General features: G+C 60.5%; 16 protein-coding genes. 7 read left to right on the forward strand and 9 right to left on the reverse strand.

Annotated elements, in window-relative coordinates; translation table 11 throughout:
* Positions 1–79: 79 nt before the first annotated feature.
* From pilP to Q8M42_RS15190, 4 genes are read right to left on the reverse strand one after another with little or no spacing between them, the layout of a single operon-like run.
* A complete protein-coding gene (gene pilP, locus Q8M42_RS15175) occupies positions 80–598 on the reverse strand; it encodes a type 4a pilus biogenesis lipoprotein PilP (protein WP_304863890.1) in 519 nt (172 codons plus the stop codon).
* On the reverse strand, positions 595–1,218 hold the full coding sequence (pilO, locus tag Q8M42_RS15180) for a type 4a pilus biogenesis protein PilO (protein ID WP_304863889.1): 624 nt from the start codon (positions 1,216–1,218) through the stop codon (positions 595–597). Before pilO ends, pilP begins: the two co-directional genes overlap by 4 nt.
* Positions 1,215–1,787, reverse strand: a complete 573-nt coding sequence (pilN, locus tag Q8M42_RS15185) for a type 4a pilus biogenesis protein PilN (protein ID WP_304863887.1) — start codon at positions 1,785–1,787, stop codon at positions 1,215–1,217. Before pilN ends, pilO begins: the two co-directional genes overlap by 4 nt.
* Entirely contained in the window at positions 1,787–2,851 is a 1,065-nt protein-coding gene (locus Q8M42_RS15190; RefSeq protein ID WP_275960449.1) for a pilus assembly protein PilM, read from the reverse strand. The genes pilN and Q8M42_RS15190 overlap by 1 nt, the downstream gene beginning before the upstream one ends.
* 184 nt (positions 2,852–3,035) lie before the next feature.
* Here Q8M42_RS15190 and Q8M42_RS15195 point away from each other — a divergent pair, with 184 nt between their 5' ends.
* Positions 3,036–5,450: a penicillin-binding protein 1A gene (locus tag Q8M42_RS15195; protein ID WP_370692682.1), complete on the forward strand. Its 2,415-nt coding sequence runs from the start codon at positions 3,036–3,038 to the stop codon at positions 5,448–5,450.
* 97 nt (positions 5,451–5,547) lie between these two features.
* Here Q8M42_RS15195 and Q8M42_RS15200 read toward each other — a convergent pair whose 3' ends face one another.
* The 3 genes from Q8M42_RS15200 to rpmE form a co-directional block, all read right to left on the reverse strand.
* Positions 5,548–6,816 carry a malic enzyme-like NAD(P)-binding protein gene (locus tag Q8M42_RS15200; protein WP_275960447.1) on the reverse strand — a complete coding sequence of 423 codons (1,269 nt, stop codon included), beginning with the start codon at positions 6,814–6,816 and terminating at the stop codon, positions 5,548–5,550.
* A 324-nt stretch (positions 6,817–7,140) separates the two neighbouring features.
* Positions 7,141–7,941 (reverse strand): thermonuclease family protein, encoded by an 801-nt coding sequence (locus Q8M42_RS15205; RefSeq protein WP_304863879.1) that lies wholly within the window; start codon positions 7,939–7,941, stop codon positions 7,141–7,143.
* Positions 7,942–7,967: 26 nt separating this feature from the next.
* Positions 7,968–8,183: a 50S ribosomal protein L31 gene (gene rpmE, locus Q8M42_RS15210; protein WP_296216777.1), complete on the reverse strand. Its 216-nt coding sequence runs from the start codon at positions 8,181–8,183 to the stop codon at positions 7,968–7,970.
* Positions 8,184–8,490: 307 nt separating this feature from the next.
* Here rpmE and Q8M42_RS15215 point away from each other — a divergent pair, with 307 nt between their 5' ends.
* The 3 genes from Q8M42_RS15215 to Q8M42_RS15225 all read left to right on the forward strand — a co-directional run bounded on the left by Q8M42_RS15215 (position 8,491) and on the right by Q8M42_RS15225 (position 13,493).
* Positions 8,491–10,710: a primosomal protein N' gene (locus tag Q8M42_RS15215; RefSeq protein ID WP_304863872.1), complete on the forward strand. Its 2,220-nt coding sequence runs from the start codon at positions 8,491–8,493 to the stop codon at positions 10,708–10,710.
* An 89-nt stretch (positions 10,711–10,799) separates the two neighbouring features.
* A complete protein-coding gene (dbpA, locus tag Q8M42_RS15220; RefSeq protein WP_304863869.1) occupies positions 10,800–12,179 on the forward strand; it encodes an ATP-dependent RNA helicase DbpA in 1,380 nt (459 codons plus the stop codon).
* 78 nt (positions 12,180–12,257) lie between these two features.
* Positions 12,258–13,493, forward strand: a complete 1,236-nt coding sequence (locus Q8M42_RS15225) for a diguanylate cyclase domain-containing protein (RefSeq protein WP_304863866.1) — start codon at positions 12,258–12,260, stop codon at positions 13,491–13,493.
* Here the strand turns inward: Q8M42_RS15225 and Q8M42_RS15230 are convergent, their stop codons facing one another.
* Positions 13,494–14,231, reverse strand: a complete 738-nt coding sequence (locus tag Q8M42_RS15230) for an ABC transporter substrate-binding protein (protein WP_304863863.1) — start codon at positions 14,229–14,231, stop codon at positions 13,494–13,496.
* Between the two features lie 133 nt (positions 14,232–14,364).
* Here Q8M42_RS15230 and Q8M42_RS15235 point away from each other — a divergent pair, with 133 nt between their 5' ends.
* Positions 14,365–15,549 (forward strand): NAD(P)/FAD-dependent oxidoreductase, encoded by a 1,185-nt coding sequence (locus Q8M42_RS15235; protein ID WP_304863861.1) that lies wholly within the window; start codon positions 14,365–14,367, stop codon positions 15,547–15,549.
* A 4-nt stretch (positions 15,550–15,553) separates the two neighbouring features.
* Here Q8M42_RS15235 and Q8M42_RS15240 read toward each other — a convergent pair whose 3' ends face one another.
* A complete protein-coding gene (locus Q8M42_RS15240; RefSeq protein ID WP_304863860.1) occupies positions 15,554–16,330 on the reverse strand; it encodes an ABC transporter substrate-binding protein in 777 nt (258 codons plus the stop codon).
* 171 nt (positions 16,331–16,501) lie between these two features.
* Between Q8M42_RS15240 and yccS the strand changes: the two genes are divergently transcribed.
* Together yccS and Q8M42_RS15250 are read left to right on the forward strand one after the other, a co-directional pair.
* Positions 16,502–18,673 carry a YccS family putative transporter gene (yccS, locus tag Q8M42_RS15245; RefSeq protein ID WP_304863858.1) on the forward strand — a complete coding sequence of 724 codons (2,172 nt, stop codon included), beginning with the start codon at positions 16,502–16,504 and terminating at the stop codon, positions 18,671–18,673.
* Positions 18,670–19,152 carry a GreA/GreB family elongation factor gene (locus tag Q8M42_RS15250; RefSeq protein ID WP_304863855.1) on the forward strand — a complete coding sequence of 161 codons (483 nt, stop codon included), beginning with the start codon at positions 18,670–18,672 and terminating at the stop codon, positions 19,150–19,152. Before yccS ends, Q8M42_RS15250 begins: the two co-directional genes overlap by 4 nt.
* The last annotated feature ends 16 nt before the right edge of the window (positions 19,153–19,168 follow it).

The raw sequence follows: 19,168 nt of genomic DNA on the forward strand, positions 1-19,168 counted from the left end.
TATACATTTAATTTATTTTTTCATTTTTATATTCCGGCGTTCTAATTGTTTTTTCTTTTTAATTTGCATTCCTCTCTATTCAAGAGCGCTCTTTGAGAGACAAGCTACGCGGACGCTCCAACCAGCCACCCTCGCCGTCTGGAACAATCTCTACAACATCAATCTTTGAATTATCTATAGAGAGTATGTACCCATGATTACGCCCCAAATAATCACCGACCTTCACTCGATGAACACCACCCGCACCATTTATCAAGGCAAAAGAACCTGACTCATTGGCCAGAGTCCCAACCATTACAAAAGTCTCTATATTAAACCCCTCAAGAAACTGCTTAGTCCGAGCATCATCAGGTTTTATATCTTTGGAACCTTTCTGCCTGCTTGCCATCTCCAACTTTACAGGAGGCTGAAACGGGCTACGTAATGCCGCTGCGCTGTAAGCGAAGCTTTCATAAGTTATGAACTTCGGCAACGGCTCAATCTCGCCCTTAGGCCGTGAGCGCACTTCATCCATATAGGCCTGAAGATCTGAAAAATCGCCACCAGCACCGCACCCCGCAAGAACAAAAAAAAGCAAACCAAGCATATAAATCTTCATGGCTGAACCCCCTTATCATTATACCGATAAGTTTTAGCCGTAATATTCATTCGCAATTTTGAAGAGTTTTCCTCATTGACCGGAACCAAATCAAAATCATGCAATGTAACGATCCGAGGAAGACTCGCGACACCACTGACAAAAGTTGCCAAATCATGATAGGAGCCGACGACCGAAATCTGGATAGGCAACTCAATATAGAACTGTTGCGCAGCCTCTGGCAGAAGCTTTATTTCTTCAAACTCCAGACCACTACCCAAACCTGTGCGGGTAATATCCTCTAGCAAGCCAGGAACCTCAGTATCACTTGGCAACTGCTTCAGCATCGCCCCAAACGAGACTTCCATTTCTTTCATTTGCTCTTTGTAGGCATCTAGGTTTGCAGCCTGAAAAGCCTTGCTGGAAAACTGATCTTTTAAAGAAATCTCTTCGGCTTGCTTACCTTCCAATTGAGCCTGCAAATCCTTGAGATGAAAGTTATACCCAATAGCACCAACCGCCAACACTACCAAGACACCTGCAATAAACTTAACTGCGGCAGGCCAGGAACCGACGTTATTGAAATCAAGGTCACTCAGATCAATCTGACGCAGACTTTCTAGCGAATCATTAAGGCTCATTGCTTAGCCTCCTCTGCCGCAACTCCTGGCTGAGTCTGTTGCACACTCAACTGAAATACGTTTGCCTGATCAACCGCACCCGCCGTCACAGACTTAACTTCAGTTAGATTTGGCGCAGTCAGCCACTCAGATGAATCCAAGTTACGCATCAAATTTGATACACGGTTGTTCGACTCAGCAGCACCAACAATTGCGATATTTTTTGCAGTCATTTTCACACCAGTGAAATGAACACCATCGGGCAATGTTCTAACCAGCTGATCGAAGACACGACCGATGATCGGTCGATTACCCTGCAGATCCTGAATAATTTTCATCCGTTCAAGGAGCTGCTGGCGACGGGTTTTCAGCTCGCTAATCTCTTTAATCCGAGCATCCAAAACAGCAATTTCCTTACGCACAAACTCATTTCGAGCATCTTGCCGCTCAATCGCCCCACTTAAATATTGATCACCGAGAAATACAGCCCCAGCGGCAACAACAAACACACCAGCAAGCGTCACTAAAAAGCGCTGTTTACGCTCTTCGCGTAGCTGCTCGCGCCAGGGTAGAAGGTTAATCCGCGCCATTAGTCGAAACTCCTCATCGCCAGACCACAGGCAATCATCAAGGCCGGCGCATCACTGGCGAGCGCGCCGGCGTTGACCTTGCCACTCAGCGCCATTTCAGCGAATGGATTGGCGACCAATGTCTGGGTGCCTATTTTTTGCTGAATCAAACGGTCAAGGTCTGGAATCGACGCAGTGCCGCCCGCCAACAGGATGTAGTCGACGTCATTGAACTGACCGGCGGCGAAGAAGAACTGCAGAGAACGCGCAACCTGCTGAACCACAGCTTCTTTGAACGGTTGCAAAACTTCGCTGTCGTAGTCATCTGGGAGGCCGCCTTGTTTTTTTGCAAGGCCAGCTTCTTCGACGGACAGACCATAGCGACGCTGAATTTCTTCGGTGAGCTGTTTGCCGCCAAACAGCTGCTCACGGGTATAGATAGTGCGACCGTTATGCAGGACGCTGAGGGTGGTCATGGTCGCGCCAATGTCGACAACCGCAACAGTCAGCTCATCACGACCACCACCCAGCTGATCAATCAACAGACCGTAGGCACGCTCAAGCGCATAGGCTTCGACATCAACCACTTTGGCGGTAAGCCCTGCGAGCGCCAGAGCGGCCTCGCGAACCTCGACGTTCTCCTTGCGGCAAGCGGCAAGCAGCACTTCGACACGATCGGCATTGCGCGCAGACGCGCCCTGCACTTCGAAATCGATTGCGACTTCTTCCAGCGGATAGGGAATGTATTGATCGGCCTCGATCTTCAGCTGATTCTCAAGCTCATCATCGGAAAGCCCAGCCTCCATTTCGATGGTCTTGGTAATCACCGCTGAGCCCGCCACCGCCACCGCTACGGTTTTCACACCGCTCTTGGCTTTGGCAAGCACGCGTGAAAGGGCCTGCCCCACCCCTTCCAGCTCGGCGATGTTCTTTTCGACCACCGCGTTTGGCGGGAGCGGCTCGACTGCGTAAGCCTCTACCTTGTAGCGGCTTCCGGAGCGGCTCAATTCGAGGAGCTTGACGGAGGTCGAACTGATATCGATCCCGAGTAGCGTATTCGCTTTCTTATTGAAGAGCCCTAGCACGACCGATTTCCTATTGGCATCCGCGACTTACGGACTATTTATGTTTTTTCACATTAAATAACAGTCTTGACAGAAGCGCAAATGGCTACCTAGCAAAAAAACCGCTTATAATGTGATCAGTTTTTCTCTTTTAACCTTGTGTTCCGCTTAACCCGTTCTTTTATTTGGAAATCCAAAAATCTTGATGCGTCTTTTGCGTTTTTTCTGCTGGTCTGGCCTCGCCGCTTTTTGTGGCCTGGTGCTCAGTTTCAGCGGGGCCTTCCTCTATCTTAGCCCTAGCCTTCCATCCGTCGAATCTTTGCGCAGCATTCAGCTGCAGATTCCTCTGCGCGTTTACAGCAGCGACGCCAAGCTGATTGCCGAATTCGGTGAAATGCGCCGCTCGCCAATCGCCTTCGCGGATATACCCCAGGATTTCATCAGCGCATTGCTAGCGGCCGAGGACGACAATTTTGCCAACCATTATGGCGTCGACCTTACCAGCCTGATGCGCGCTGCAACGCAAATCTTGAAAAGCGGGCAGATCCAATCCGGCGGCAGCACCATTACGATGCAGGTAGCGAAGAACTTCTTTCTCACCAGCGAAAGAAGTTTCTCGCGCAAGATCAACGAGATACTTCTGGCTCTGCAAATTGAACGAGAGCTCAGTAAGAACGAAATTCTTGAACTTTATGTGAACAAGATTTACCTGGGTAATCGCGCTTACGGTATTGAAGCAGCCGCACAGGTGTATTACGGCAAATCCATTCGAGAGGCCAGCCTGGCGCAAATGGCAATGATTGCCGGCCTGCCCAAAGCCCCCTCACGCTTCAACCCCCTGGTTAACCCAACCCGCTCGATGGAGCGCCGCGACTGGATTCTGGGGCGCATGTACGGACTTGGCCGCATCGACAAACAGCGTTACGAAGAAGCACTGGCTGAACCCATCAATGTCAGCTACCACGTACCGGCACCGGAGCTGGCGGCACCTTACATCGCGGAGATGGCACGTGCAGAAATGGTCGGCCGTTACGGCAGCGAGGCTTACACCGATGGTTTTAACGTCACCACCACGGTATCCAGCGACCTGCAACTAGCCGCCAATTCGGCAGTCCGCGAGGGATTGATGGCTTACGATCAGCGCCATGGCTATCGCGGGCCGGAGAGCCGTCTGCCTGGCATGACCAGGCCAAACTGGCAAGCCGAGCTAAGCAAGCAAACCTCTCTCGGAGGCCTGGAGCCGGCTATTGTCACGGGGGTGGAGAAAAGCGGAATCATGGTTCTGCTGCGTAACGGCGAAGAACACGCCGTAGCCTGGGACAGCATGAAATGGGCGCGGCCTTTCCTCAATACCAACAGCATGGGCCCGCGTCCACAGCAGCCTGCCGACGTCAGCCAGATCGGCGACCTGATCCGCGTGCAGTTCCAGGAAGACGGCAGCCTGCGCTTTGTTCAACTACCCGCGGCACAGAGCGCTCTAGTATCGCTGGACCCGAATAGCGGTGCCATTCGCGCCCTGGTCGGTGGTTTTTCCTTTGAACAGAGCAACTACAACCGCGCCGCACAAGCCAAGCGCCAGCCAGGTTCAAGCTTCAAACCCTTCGTGTACAGCGCCGCGTTGGATAAAGGCTACACCGCCGCCACCCTAGTGAATGACGCGCCAATCGTGTTCGCCGACGATGCGCTGTCGCAGGTATGGCGACCGAAGAATGACAACAACACCTTCCTCGGCCCGATCCGCCTGCGCGAAGCCTTGTATCGCTCGCGCAACCTGGTGTCGATTCGCCTGCTGCAGGACCTCGGCATCGCCAGCACCCTGAGCTATATCGAGCGCTTTGGTTTCGAGAAGAAGGACCTGCCGCCCAATCTGTCGTTGGCGCTGGGCACCGCGAGTCTCACACCAATGGAGATCGCCGAAGGCTGGAGTGTGTTTGCCAGCGGCGGCTACAAGACCGAGCCTTACCTGATCGAACGGATCGAAGACCGCACCGGCAAGCAGCTGTTCAACGCCAATCCGGCGCAAACCCCGACCGGTATCGCCCAGCGCACAGAACAGAGTAGCGCCGTGCAATTCAGCGGCGGCGACCAGCCACTGCCGCCTGAGCCGGTGCTTGCCGAGCAGATCATTGATGAGCGCACCGCCTACATCATGACCAGCATGCTCCAGGACGTGATCAAGCGCGGCACCGGACGCCGCGCCATGGCCTTGGGTCGCGATGACCTGGCGGGCAAAACCGGCACCACCAACGAGTCGAAAGACAGCTGGTTCTCCGGCTACAACGCGGATTACATCACCACGGTCTGGGCCGGCTTCGATCAGCCGGAAAGTCTTGGCCGCAATGAATATGGCGGCACCGTGGCCCTGCCGATCTGGATGAGTTATATGGCCGCCGCCCTGAAGGACAAGCCCAGCCACCTGCTGGCCGAACCCGAAGGCCTACTGACCCTGCGCATCGACCCACACAGCGGCCGAGCCGCCACGCCGGATACGCCGCAAGCCTATTTCGAGCTGTTCAAAAGTGAGGACTCCCCGCCCCCCATGGGCGAATTCGAGCCTGGCATGTACATCCCGGGCAGCCCGCTGCCCGCCGATGAAGCAGCGCCAATCGATCTGTTCTAAGGCCTCTCGCGGCAGATGCATGACGCCTGGCATTGCCAAAATAGCGCCAATAAAAAACCCGCCGTAGCGGGTTTATTATTGCTCTATAGCTAAGCGCTTAGCCGTTGAATACGTCGTTTACCGACTGCAGCGGGTAATGCTTCGGATACGGCAGAGTCGCCACACCGCTTTCAATCGCAGCCTTGGCCACAGCATCGCAGACCACTGTAATCAGGCGTGGATCCATCGGCTTCGGAATGATGTACTCACGGCCGAACGACAGGGCAATGCCACCGTAGGCGTCACAGACCTCCTGCGGCACCGGCAGCTTGGCCAGGTCACGCAGAGCCAGGGCTGCAGCGATCTTCATCTCTTCGTTGATGCGGGTCGCGCGAACGTCCAGGGCACCACGGAAGATGAACGGGAAACCCAGCACGTTGTTGACCTGGTTCGGGTAGTCGGAACGACCGGTGGCCATGATCACATCATTACGCACTTCATGGGCCAGTTCCGGTTTGATTTCCGGGTCAGGGTTGGAGCAGGCGAACACGATTGGGCTCGGCGCCATGCGCTTGAGGTCTTCCGGCGCCAGCAGGTTGGCACCCGACAGGCCGACGAATACGTCAGCACCGTCCAGCGCATCAGCCAGGGTGCGCTTAGTGGTTTCGCTGGCGAATACCGCCTTGTACTGGTTCAGGTCGTCGCGGCCGGCGTGGATCACGCCTTTGCGGTCGATCATAAAGATGTTCTCGACCTTGGCGCCCATGCTCACCAGCAACTTCATGCAGGAGATGGCGGCAGCGCCAGCGCCCAGGCAGACGATCTTGGCATCTGGCAAGGTCTTGCCGGCGATTTCCAGGGCGTTGAGCATGCCGGCCGCAGTCACGATAGCGGTGCCGTGCTGGTCATCGTGGAACACTGGAATGTCGCACTGTTCGATCAGCGTGCGTTCGATTTCAAAGCACTCAGGCGCTTTGATGTCTTCCAGGTTGATGCCACCGAAGGTGATCGAGATGCGGCGTACGGTGTCGATAAAGGCCTGCGGGCTCTCGGACTCGACTTCGATGTCGAATACGTCGATACCGGCAAAGCGCTTGAACAGCACGCCTTTACCTTCCATCACTGGCTTGGAAGCCAGCGGGCCGAGATCACCGAGACCGAGAATAGCGGTACCGTCGGAAATGACTGCCACCAGGTTGCCTTTGCCGGTGTAGCGGTACGCCAGCTCCGGATCACGCGCGATTTCGCGCACAGGCTCAGCGACGCCCGGGCTGTAGGCCAGGGACAGATCGCGTGCGGTTGCGGTGGGCTTGGTTAGCTCGACACTCAGCTTACCCGGACGGGGATGGGCGTGATATTCGAGAGCGGCTGTTTTCAAATCAGACATGTTGGCATTTCCGCTTTGGGCTGTTGAACAGGCAGGCGGCCGAGGATACGCAAGTTGTATACAGCTGCACAAGACTGGCAAGTCCGGATGGGCACGCGGGTCCAAGGGGCTGTTGCCATTTCATTCACGGCCGCGATGAAACGGCAACAGCCCCCTAGCACAAGCCCTTCAGCCAATCGCTAGCACGCAACTGGCCTGCCCGTACTCTGCACGCATCATTACCCAGAAGCCTGGTGACGCTTAGAAAACGATCATCCTGGCATTCCGGCGAGGCGCTGGCGCAACAGTTCAGCCGGAGGGCGTTTTTACTGATTGCCTCCAGGATCATGGCAACACCTCTAGCATCGCCTTATCGGTCAACGGCAACATCCAGCGCGCCTGCCCCGCGCGCAAACCACCACGCTTGGCGCGGTCGATCACCCAGCCGCGGGCCTCGACCTTACGACCCTCAAGGCCTTGGACGGCATGTAGATCAAAATTACCTAACGCACGGGGCGCGATATGCAGCACCAGCGAATCGCCCATTTCTAGCCACAGACCGCCGCCATTACGCTCGATACGCTGGACCTGGCCCTGGAGCAAGGCAAAGCCGCCGCTGTTTAACTGCTTGGGCGTTTGCACCGGTGAACGCTGCCAGAGCCCGGTACGCGCCTGCCGGGCACTGCGCTCGGCAGCCTGTTGGCACTGCACCAGCGCCAGATTGGGCGCCACAGCCACTAGATAGCCGAGGCCCTCGGCCAGCAACTGCGCCTCCAGATTGTGCCCACGGCTGTCATAGGCATGCGCCAGGGTGCGCCCGTAGTGATCCTTGGCCTGCTTGCCGTACTGCAACGAAACGCGCTCATCGCTGGCAGCCACCAGCGCCTGCAAGCGTTTGCGCGCGGCATCGGCAAAGGGCTCGGCAGAACGGCCCTGACGGCCCATCTCCGGGCTATTTAGGCCGATCAACCGCACACTGCGTCCATCGACCAGACGCAGGGTGTCGCCGTCCACCACGCGCTGCACCTTAACGCTGGGCAAGTTGCCCGGCGCCGGGCAGAACGCCAGGGCGCCGCCTGCATAAACGCCGAGAACGAAAAAGGCGCCCACTAGGGACGCCTTTTTCAGTAGCGCGGGGTAACCCATGTGGGTCTCCGTCGCTGCGCGCAAGCTTACTGCTTGGCGCCGAACATGCCGAAACGCTGTTTGAAGCGATCAACACGGCCGCCGGTATCCAGCATTTTCTGCTTGCCGGTGTAGAACGGGTGGCACTCGTTGCACACGTCCAGGCTCAGCGCTTTGCCCAGGGTGGAGCGAGTTTCGATCACGTTGCCACAGCTGCAGGTGGCGGTGATGGCTACATAGTTTGGGTGGATATCGGCTTTCATGGTGATTCCTCAGGGCTATCGCGCCGCCACCAGACACTATTGTCAGGTACCGCACGGAATTAGGCCGGCGATAATACCAGAGCACCGCAGCGACGCAAGGCCGGCCGTCGACTGGCTGCATGCTAAGATCGCGGCTCTCCAAGAACGTGTTCAAAGTCTCGCGAGCTAGAGTCATGCAAGGCAAAGACAGGCGAGGAAGCGGAGTTTACTGATGTAAATGAGCATTCCGAGCCTGTCTTTAACGCAGCAGGGCCGACGCGCAGCAGACTTTGGGCAGGTTATTACCCCGAGACCAGGAGCCCCTTGCTTGCCCGACGTCATTCTGCGCCTTGCCCTGCCCTCGCCGCTGCGCCGTCTGTTCGACTACCGCGCCCCGGCCGGTGTGCCGCGCAGCTCCTTGCAGCCTGGCGCACGGCTGCGCGTGCCGTTTGGCCGACGCGAGATGATCGGCATTCTGATCGAGGTGACCGAACACAGCGAAGTTCCGGCAGACAAACTCAAGCCCGCCCTGCAACTGCTCGACGCCCAATCGCCGCTGCCGCCCGCGCTGTTCAAGCTGTGTCTGTGGACAGCGCAGTATTACCAGCACAGCCTCGGCGACACCCTGAGCTGGGCGCTGCCGGTGCTGCTGCGCCAGGGCGAGCCGGCGGAAGTGCGCCAACAGCGCTTCTGGTCGGTCACTGCAGGCGCACAGCTGGATGATCCACGCCTGAGCCGCGCGCCGCGCCAGCGTGACGCGCTGAAAACCCTGGCCCAGCATCCGCACGGCGTCGCCCATGCGCTGCTGAGCAAACTGCAGCTGAACAAGGACAGCCTTGACCTGCTGCTGGAAAAGGGTCTGGTCAAGGTCGAAGTGCGCCGCCATGCGCCGAGCGAGCGCCACGCCAACTGGCTGGCACAGCCGGAACTGCCGCTGAATGCCGAACAGCGCGCGGCCAGCGAGGCGATCCGCTCGGGCTTCGGCAGCTTCAACGCCTTTCTCCTCGCGGGGGTCACCGGCAGCGGCAAGACCGAGGTGTACCTGCAGTTGATCCGCGAAACCCTGGAGGCTGGCAAGCAGGCCCTGGTGCTGATCCCGGAGATCAACCTGGGCCCGCAAACCCTGGCGCGTTTCGAGCAGCGCTTTAATGCGCGCATCGCCCTGCTGCATTCGGCGGTGAATGACCGCGAGCGCCTGGACGCCTGGCTGGCGGCACGCGATGGCGAGGCCGACATCATCATCGGCACCCGCTCGGCATTGTTTACGCCGATGCAGCGCCCAGGGTTGATCATCATCGATGAAGAGCACGACGCCTCCTATAAACAGCAGGAAGGTTTGCGCTATCACGCGCGCGATCTGGCCGTGGTGCGCGCGCATCAGGAAAACATCCCGATTGTGCTGGGCTCGGCCACGCCCTCGCTGGAAAGCCTGCACAACGCCCACAACGGCCGCTACGCCCTGCTGCACCTGCGCGAACGCGCCGGCGGTGCCAAGCAACCGCGCTTTCTGCGCCTGGATGTAAAAAGCCGGCCACTGGATTCAGGTATCTCCGGCCCGATGCAGCAGGCTATCGCCCAGACCCTGCAAGCCGGCCAGCAGGTGTTGGTGTTCCTCAACCGCCGCGGCTTCGCCCCGACCCTGCTCTGCCACGACTGCGGCTGGCTGTCGGAATGTCCGCGTTGCGACGCGCGGATGACCGTGCACCAGCGCTCGCGCGAATTGCGCTGCCACCACTGCGGCCACGTCGAGCGCCAGCCGAGCAACTGCCCGAAATGCAACAACGTCGACCTGCGCCCGGTTGGCGCCGGCACCGAGCGCGCCGAAGAACGCCTGGAAATTCTCTTCCCCGGCGTACCGGTCTTGCGCGTCGACCGCGACAGCACCTCGCGCAAGGAGGCCATGACCAGCCTGTTCAACACCGTGCAGCGCGGCGAGCCATGCATCCTGGTCGGCACGCAGATGCTCGCCAAGGGCCACCACTTCCCGCGCGTGACCCTGGTGGCGATTCTCGACGCCGATGGCGGGCTGTTTTCCGCGGATTTTCGCGCCAGCGAGCGCATGGCTCAGCTGATCGTTCAGGTCGCCGGCCGCGCCGGGCGCGCCGAAGAGCCGGGCAAGGTGATTATCCAGAGCCACCTGGCCGACCATCCTTTATTGGTGCAACTGACCGAGCAGGGCTACTTCGCCTTTGCCGAACAAGCCCTCAGCGAACGACGCAGCGCCGGCCTGCCGCCCTTCTGCCACCTCGCCCTGCTGCGCGCCGAAGCGCACAAACCCGGCCAGGCCGAAGGCTTTCTCGATGATGCCTGCAGCGAAGCCGAGCTGTTGCTGACTGAGCTGAAACTCAGCGGCATTGAGCTGCTCGGCCCGGTGCCCGCACCGATGGAGCGCCGCGCCGGCCGCTACCGCGCCCAATTACTGGTGCAAGCCAACGCCCGCGCACCGTTGCACCGCCTGCTCAATACCTGGATGCACGCTTTGGAGCAGATGCCCAGCGGCCGCGCCGTGCGTTGGTCGTTGGACGTAGACCCGATTGACCTCTTCTAGCGCCGGCCCACGACCGGCTGCCTGTTAACGTCGGGGCGTAGGGCGCAGCCTGTTACACTGCACGCCATTTCGTTTAGCAGGCCTGTACCGTGACCAACACCGCTTTCTCTTCTCTGCCGCTTTCCGCCGCCATGCTGGCGAACCTCGAGTCGCTCGGTTACACCGAAATGACCCCGATTCAGGCGCAGAGCCTGCCGGTAATGCTCAAGGGCATGGACCTGATTGCCCAGGCCAAGACCGGCAGCGGCAAAACTGCCGCCTTCGGCATCGGCCTGCTCAACCCGCTCAACCCGCGCTACTTTGGCTGCCAGGCACTGGTGATCTGCCCGACCCGCGAGCTGGCCGATCAGGTGGCCAAAGAGCTGCGTCGCCTGGCGCGCTCGGCGGACAACATCAAGATCCTCACCCTCTGCGGTGGCGTGCCGTTCGGCCCGCAAATCGGCTCTTTGGAGCATGGCGCGCAGATCATCGTCGGCACCCCGGGGCGCATCCAGCAGCATCTGAGCAAGGGCACCCTCAAGCTCGACGGCCTGAATACCCTGGTGCTCGACGAAGCGGACCGCATGCTCGACATGGGCTTCTACGACAGCATCGCCGAAATCATCAGCCAGACCCCAACGCGCCGGCAGACCCTGCTGTTTTCCGCCACCTACCCAGCTGGGATCAAGCAGCTGTCCGCGACCTTTATGCGCGACCCGCAGCAGGTCAAGGCCGACGCCCTGCACGACGACACGCAGATCGAGCAGCGCTTCTACGAGATCGCTCCGGAAGAGCGCATGGACGCAGTGGTCAAGCTGCTCAACTGCTACCGCCCGCAGTCCTGCGTGGCCTTCTGCTTTACCAAGCAGCAGTGCCAGGAAGTGGTCGACCACCTGACCGCCAAAGGCATCTCGGCCGCCGCGCTGAACGGTGACCTGGAGCAACGCGACCGTGATCAAGTACTGGCCATGTTTGCTAACCGCAGCCTGTCGGTACTGGTGGCCACCGATGTGGCGGCCCGCGGCCTGGATATCGATGCGCTGGACATGGTGATCAACGTCGAGTTGGCGCGCGACTCAGAAATTCACATTCACCGTGTCGGCCGTACCGGTCGTGCCGGCGAAAAGGGCCTGGCGATGAGCCTGGTTGCCCCAGCCGAAGGCCATCGCGCCCAGGCCATCGAAACCCTGCAAAGAGCGCCGCTCAACTGGCACCCGCTGAGCAGCCTGAAACACCAGGGTGGCGCACCGCTGCAGCCGCCAATGATTACCCTGTGCATTGGCGCGGGGCGCAAAGACAAACTGCGCCCCGGCGATATTCTCGGCGCCCTGACTGGCGAGGCTGGCATCCCTGGCGCGCAGGTCGGCAAGATCGCCATCTTCGACTTTCAGGCTTACGTGGCCGTTGAGCGCGTCGTAGCCATGCAGGCGCTCAAGTGTCTCAGTGAAGGCAAGATCAAGGGCCGCTCGCTGCGCATTCGTACCCTATAGTTGCCGATGCAGTTAACCCGCAGCACGAGCTAAACAGACGGCCGCACTGACGCGGCCAGCGACAGAGGAGTAGCCCCCTTGCGCAATATTCTGGTGATCGAAGACAGCCCCCTGGTGCTGAAAATTCTCGAGCATCTGTTTCGCAAGGAGACCGGCTTCCAGCCGATCTTCTGCGCCTCCATGGGCGAAGCCCAGGTGATGCTGGAAACCTCCGCCGAGCTGTTCTTCGCCGCCATCGTCGACCTCAACCTGCCGGATGCCCCGGACGGCGAGATCGTCGATGTGGTGATGGGCTATCACCTGCCCTGCATCGTGCTCAGCGGCACCTACAACGAACAGCGCCGCGACCAGATGCTGCTCAAGGGCGTGGTCGATTACGTGCTCAAGGAAAGCCAGCACTCCTACGAGTACGCCTTCCGCCTGCTGCACCGCCTGGAAAGCAACAGCGAGGTGAAGATCCTGATTGCCGAGGACTCCGACGCCACCCGCCATTACATCCGCCACGTGCTGACCCCGCATCGCTACCAGATTATGGAAGCCTGCGACGGTGACGAAGCCCTGCGCATCCTCAAGGACCAGCCGGATATCGACCTGCTGGTGGTCGATCACAGCATGCCGGGGCTCAGCGGTTTCGACCTGGTCAAACTGCTGCGGCAAAAGATGAAACGCCACGAGCTGATCATTCTCGGCCTGTCCGCCGACACCAAGGGCTCGCTCAGCGCCAAATTTATCAAGCACGGCGCCGACGACTTTCTGCGCAAACCCTTCTGCCCGGAAGAGCTCAACTGCCGGGTGATGTCGACCCTGGAGCGCCGCGACCTGCTGCGCGCGCTCAAGCAGGCCGCGCAGTTCGATGCCCTCACCGGGCTGAACAACCGCCGCGCCTTTTATGAGCACGGCCAGCAACTGTTCCAGCAGGCACGCTCGGGCGGCCGCGATCTGAGCGTGGCGATGCTCGACCTGGATTTTTTCAAACGAATCAACGACGAACACGGCCACGCCAGCGGCGATGCAGCACTGATCGCCTTCTCCCGCGCATTTTCTGCCGCCTTCCCCGATGCCCTGCTCGGCCGTCTGGGTGGCGAAGAGTTCGCCATGGTCAGCCAGCAGGATGCCGCGACCCTCAGCGACACCCTCGACCAACTGCGTACACACTGCGCCAGCCTGAAATACGCCATCGGCGCACCGCCGCTGTCGTTCAGCGCCGGCATCTACCACGGTGCCCCCGATGACCTGGAAAGCCTGCTGCACCAGGCCGACCTGCGCCTGTATCAGGCCAAGAACCAGGGCCGCGGGCGTAACGCCTGGCAGTGACTACAAGCCGTGGCGCTGAAATATCTGCGCATAGGTGCCATCGGCGCGCATGTCCTCAATCGCCTTGTTGAAGGCATCGGCAATCTGCTGATGCTGTGGGTGTTTACGGCTGACCAGAATGTGCAGGCCGTTCTCACTTAACGGCTGCGGCAGAAACTCCAGTTGATCGCGAATCCCGGCCAGGCTGCGGCTCAGGTGATAGCGCGCCACCAGCTCGTCCTCCAGGGTCAGTTGCACCCGCCGCGCCTGCAGCATGCGTGCGCCCACTTCAAAACCGACCACGCCGACCTTGGTCAGCCGGCTGTCCTGATCAAACTCGCTGGAATAGGCATAACCGCGCACCACGGCAATGCTGTAGGGGTACAGGTCGGGCAACTGGGTGAATTTGATCTGGCTGCCCTTGCGCTGCAGAAACCGCACGCGGTTGATCAGGTAGGGCTGTGAGTAATGGCCAAAAACCGCGCGCTCGTCGGTGTACCAGGCGTTGATCAGCACATCATAGATTTCCTGCTGCAACCCCCGCACCGCACGCTCCCACGGCACCTGCACATAGCTGGTGGTGTAACCGGCGCGAGTCAGCGCGGTGGTCACCAGGTCGGAGGACACCCCGTTGTTCAGCAGCGTCTGGTCATTGAATGGCGGCCAAGGGTCCGCCACCAGACGCAAGGTCTCTGCAGCGTTGCCATACAGGGGTGCCAACAGCGCCCACGACAACAGGCAGGCACGCAGTCCATTCATCAACGGGGCTCCAGAGAAAACCGAAAGCTAAGCCTAGTCGATCACCGGCGCAGTCACACCCTGATGACCATAGGCTAAGATGCGCGCTGTTTTGCGCCCGCCATGGCGCACGTCGCAGGTTGAGGAAATAGCTGTGCTTACACCCCAGGTCGTGATTATCGGAGCCGGTGCCGCCGGGCTTATGTGCGCGCTGACCGCTGCCGCGCGCGGGCGTCAGGTGCTGTTGCTGGATCACGCCAACAAGGCCGGCAAGAAGATCCTGATGTCCGGCGGTGGGCGCTGCAATTTCACCAATATGTACTGTGAGCCGAGCAACTTTCTCTCGGAAAACCCGCACTTCTGCAAGTCGGCCCTGGCGCGCTACACCCAGTGGGACTTTATCGGTCTGGTGGCCAAACACGGCGTGCCGTACCACGAGAAAAAGCTCGGCCAGCTGTTCTGCGACAACAAGGCCAGCGACATCCTCGGCCTGCTGCTCAGCGAGTGTGATGAAGCCGGCGTGACGCTGCGTCTGGACACCTCGGTCAGCGAGATCAGCAAGCTGGATAACGGCTACCAGCTGCAGACCAGTGCTGGCGCGGTGCGCTGCGAATCGCTGGTGATCGCCACTGGCGGCCTGTCGATTCCGACCCTCGGCGCCACGGGCTTTGGCTATCAGGTGGCCAAGCAGTTCGGCCATGAGCTGCTGCCGACACGCGCCGGCCTGGTGCCGTTCACCCTCACCGACCCGGCGCTCAAGGTGCTGTGCACCGAGCTGTCCGGCACCTCGGTGGAGGACTGCGTGGTGAGCTGCAATGGGCAGAGCTTCAAGGAAAATATCCTGTTTACCCACCGTGGCCTCAGCGGCCCGGCGATTCTGCAGATTTCCTCATTCTGGCAACCCGGCGAGGCCATCAGCATCAACCTGCTGCCGCATATCGACCTGCCCGAGTGGCTAGAGCAGCAACAACGCGAGCGGCCGAACAGCGAGCTGAAAACTCTGCTGGCTGAGCTGTTTACCAAGAAGATGGCCGGCCTGCTGGCGGACAACTGGTTCGCCTCCAAGCCAATGAAGCAGTACACCCACGCCGAACTCAAGGCGATTGCCGAACAGCTCGGTGACTGGCAACTGGTGCCAGCCGGCACCGAGGGTTACCGCACCGCCGAGGTCACTCTGGGCGGCGTGGACACTCGCGAGGTGTCATCGAAAACCATGGAGTCGCTGAAATCGCCAGGGCTGTATTTTGTCGGCGAAGTGCTGGATGTGACGGGGCACCTGGGCGGCTTCAACTTCCAGTGGGCCTGGGCGTCGGGCTATGCGGCGGCCCAATACGTCTGAAGCATCAAGGCGCGGGAGCGGGTTCAAGCGGCGGCAACGGCTCACCCGGCAGCCACTTCTGATGGATCGCGGCAAAGCTGCCGTCGCGTTTCATGCTGTCGAGTTCGCGCTGCCAGCGGGCGATCAAGGCGTCATCGGTCTGCTGGGAAAAGGCGATATAGCTGTCGCTATGCATAAAGTTGAACAACAGCTGCACTTCATCGGCCTGGATATCACCCTGCGCCAGCAGCGCATTGAGGCTGAGGTTATCCAGCACCATCAGCTTGACCCGCCCGCGCTTGAGCATGCTCACCACCTGCGCCGGCCCGGTGACCGGGGTGAGGTTGCTGAAGCCCTCGGCCAGCAGGCGCTGGTGGCTGTACCAATCGCGCGGCACGGCAATTTCGCCGTACTCGCGGGCTTCCTCTAAACGACTGATAGACAGAAAGGAGCGGCGCAGCGCGTAGAAGCTGGTGACGTTGCGAGTAATCGGCCCGACCCATTTGAACAGCTGTTCACGCTCACGGGTGCGCATGGTCACGAACAGCCCAGTATTGGCACGGGTCAGCGCTTCTTGATAACCGCGCGCCCAGGGCACCATAGTAATCGGCGCGCTCTGCCCGGTGCGCTGCATGATGGCCTGCACCACCTCGGTGGCCAGCCCTGTCGGTTTGCCCTCTTCGCTGAAGTTGATCGGTGGGTATTCTTCGGTGTACAGGCGCAGCGGCTGGGCCTGTAGGCTCACACACCAGAAGCTGGCAAGCAGCAACGCGAGCAATCCACGCACACAGGTGTACAACACGGCAGATGCCTCGCGAATGAGCGGATAGTTTCAGCGTAGCCCGGCCACGGTGATTCACCTCACACAACCGATCAGCGCGACATTTTAATCGGCCCGAGCAGCGCTTGCTGCTGCCAAGTCGACACAGACTCCGTTAGGCTGCTACCTGTTACGGTTGATCAAGGTCGGGCCATGCCGTCCACTGCGCTGCGCCACTCGCTTCGTCGTCTCTGGGCTCAGGATAAATTCAGCTACAGCCTGCGGGTGTTTATCGCCCTGAGCGGGGCGTTGCTGCTGTGCTGGTCGCAGGGCTGGATGCATGCGCTGATCCCGCTGTTTCTCGGGGTCATCGCCAGTGCCCTGGCGGAAACCGACGACAGCTGGCAAGGCCGCGTGATGGCGCTGCTGGTCACCCTCGGCTGCTTCAGTGTGGCGGCCTATGCGGTGGAGTTTCTCTTTCCCTACCCCTGGCTGTTTGTCTGCGCCTTGGCGCTGTCGAGCTTTGCCCTGACCATGCTCGGCGCCCTCGGCGAACGCTATGCCACCCTCGGCGCGGCCACACTGATTCTCGCGGTCTACAGCATGATCGGCGTAGAGCAGCGCGGCGGCGCGGCGGGCCTCTGGCAGGAGCCGCTGCTGCTGGTGGCGGGCGCAGCCTGGTATGGCCTGCTGTCGGTGCTGTGGAATGCGCTGTTTGCCAACCAGCCGGTGCAGCACAGCCTGGCGCGGCTGTTTCGTGAGCTGGGCCAGTACCTCAAGCTCAAGGCGGCGCTGTTCGAACCACTGCGCCAGCTGGATGTGGAGGAACGCCGCCTGGCCCTGGCCAAGCAGAATGGCCGGGTGGTGGCGGCGCTGAATGCGGCCAAGGAAATCATCCTGCACCGGGTCGGTAATGGCCGGCCCGGGCCGAAGGTCAGTCGCTACCTGAAACTGTACTTTCTCGCTCAGGACATTCACGAGCGCGCCAGTTCCTCGCACTACCCCTACAACGAGCTGGCCGAGGCGTTCTTCCACAGCGACGTGCTGTTTCGCTGCCAGCGCCTGCTGCGCCTGCATGGCGAAGCCTGCCAGCGGCTGGCCCAGGCCATCGAGCTGCGCCAGCCATTCGAATACCGTGAGCTGTGCCGCCAAGCGCTGGACGACCTGCACGACTCCCTCGAACACCTGCGCGTGCAAAGCAACCCGGCCTGGCGCCACCTGCTGCGCTCCCTCGGCGCGCTGGCCGGTAACCTGCGCAGCCTGGATACGCTACTGGGCAACGCCAGTAACCCCGACGCCATGGCCGAGCAGCAGGACAGCAGCCTGCTCGACCGCGAACCGCAGTCACTCAAGGATGTCTGGGAGCGCCTGCGTCTGCAGCTGACGCCGACCTCGCTGCTGTTTCGCCACGCCTTGCGCCTGTCGCTGGCACTGGCGGCCGGGTACGGCATGCTGCACTGGATTCACCCGACCCAAGGCTACTGGATTCTGCTGACCACGCTGTTTGTCTGCCAGCCGAACTACGGCGCGACCCGGCTCAAGCTGGTGCAGCGTATCAGCGGCACGGTGCTCGGTCTGCTGCTGGGTTGGGCGTTGTTCGACCTTTTCCCCAACCCGCTGGTGCAGGCGCTGTTCGCGGTGGTCGCCGGGGTGGTGTTCTTCGCCCTGCGCAGCAGCCGCTACACCCTGGCCACCGCCGCCATCACCCTGCTGGTGCTGTTCTGCTTCAACCAGGTCGGCGATGGCTACGGGCTGTTTATTCCACGCCTGGTCGACACCCTCCTCGGCAGCCTGATCGCCGGCCTGGCGGTGCTGCTGATTCTGCCGGACTGGCAGGGCCGCCGCCTGAATCGCCTGCTGGCCAGCACCCTGAGCTGCAACAGCCGCTACCTGCAGCAGATCATCGCCCAGTACGCCAGCGGCAAGCGCGACGACCTGACCTACCGCCTGGCCCGGCGCAACGCTCACAATGCCGACGCCACGCTGTCGACCACCCTGGGCAATATGCTGATGGAGCCGGGGCACTTCCGTAAGGAGGCGGATATCGGCTTCCGCTTTCTGGTGCTCTCACACACCCTCTTGAGCTACCTCTCGGGCCTTGGCGCGCACCGTGGCGAAACCAGCCTGAGCGGCAGCGACAACCCGCTACTGACCAGCGCCAGCCAGTTGGCCGCCAGCCTGGAAGAGATTGCCAGCTGCCTCAACGAGCAGCGCCCGGTGGCCATTCACAGTGACGCAGAGGAGCAGCTGGCGGCCGAGCTTGAACAACTCAGCGACGACCTGGACGACCAGCAGCGTCTGGTGCAAACCCAGCTGGCGCTGATCTGCCGCCAGCTCGGGCCCCTGCGCACCCTGGCCGCACACCTACTGAAGAGCCACGCATGAACAAACCCCAGTTGCAGCAACAGGTCATCGCCCGCCTCGAAGATGACCTGCTGCAGGCCCAGCAGGCGGCGCAAACCGCCTATGAAACGGCGACCCATGAAGAAAATATCGCCGAAAACAAATACGACACCCTGGGCCTGGAAGCCTCCTACCTGGCCACCGGGCAGGCACGCCGCGCGGCCGCCATTCGCCAGACCCTGGCGAACTGGAAGCAGCTTGTGCTGCGCAGCTTCGACCCACAGCTGGGCATCCAGCTCGGCGCGCTGATCGAGCTGAGCGACGATGAAGACCGCCGCCAATGCCTGTTCCTCGGCCCGGACGGCGCGGCGATGAAACTGCAGCAGGACGGCCAGACCGTGCACGTGATCGGCCCACAAGCGCCGCTGGGGCAGATTCTGCTCGGCAAGACCATTGGCGACGAAGTGACCCTGCGTGTGGCCAGTGGCGTGCAACTGTTGGCGATTCTGTCGGTCGACTAAAGGGCTATCAGCCGAT

Origin of the sequence: Pseudomonas sp. (assembly GCF_030684895.1) — a bacterium.
Classification (GTDB): Bacteria; Pseudomonadota; Gammaproteobacteria; order Pseudomonadales; family Pseudomonadaceae; genus Aquipseudomonas.